Raw genomic sequence first — 580 nt, forward strand, 5'->3', positions numbered from 1 at the left:
CGGGTGCGGACGGGGTGTCAGAGGTGGCGGCGGGGGTGGTGTCCGCGACCCGGGCGGAGGGGTCGGCGTGTACGGCCGGGTCGGACGGGGCGTTCTGGGCCGGGGCGTCCGTGGTGGATGTGGCGTCCCACGGGGCGGCCTGGCCGGTGCCGGGGGTGGTCACCGGGGCCGTGCCGGGAGCGGGGCTCCGGTCCGCGCCTGGGCCGGGGTCCGCGCATCGCTTCGCGCCTGGGCCGGGGTCCGCGTTCCGCTTCGTGCCCGGACCGGGGTCCGTACCCGCGTCCGGCGCCGGACCCGGGGTCGTGTGGGCGTCCGCGTTGGGGTCTGTGCCCGGGGCCCTACCGGCGTCCGGATTGGGGTCTGTGCCCGGGGTCGTACGGGCGTCCGCATTCGCGTCTCTGCCCAGGGCCGTACCGGCGGCCGCGTTCGGGTCCGTGCCCGGGGCCGTACCGGCGTCCGCATTCGGGTCCGTGCCCAGGGCCGGGCGCTGGTCCGCGTCCGTGGCTGTCCCCGGGGGCGTACCCACGGTCGCGCTCCGGGCCGCGCCCCGGGACGGGGGCGTACCCACGGCCGTGCTCGG

General features: G+C 79.7%; 1 pseudogene. It reads right to left on the reverse strand.

Annotated features, from left to right (window positions below):
• Positions 1–526: pseudogene (locus GT042_RS26610) on the reverse strand (hypothetical protein); the annotation flags it as partial.
• Positions 527–580: the final 54 nt, after the last annotated feature.

It is taken from the genome of Streptomyces sp. SID3212, from assembly GCF_009865405.1.
GTDB lineage: Bacteria > Actinomycetota > Actinomycetes > Streptomycetales > Streptomycetaceae > Streptomyces.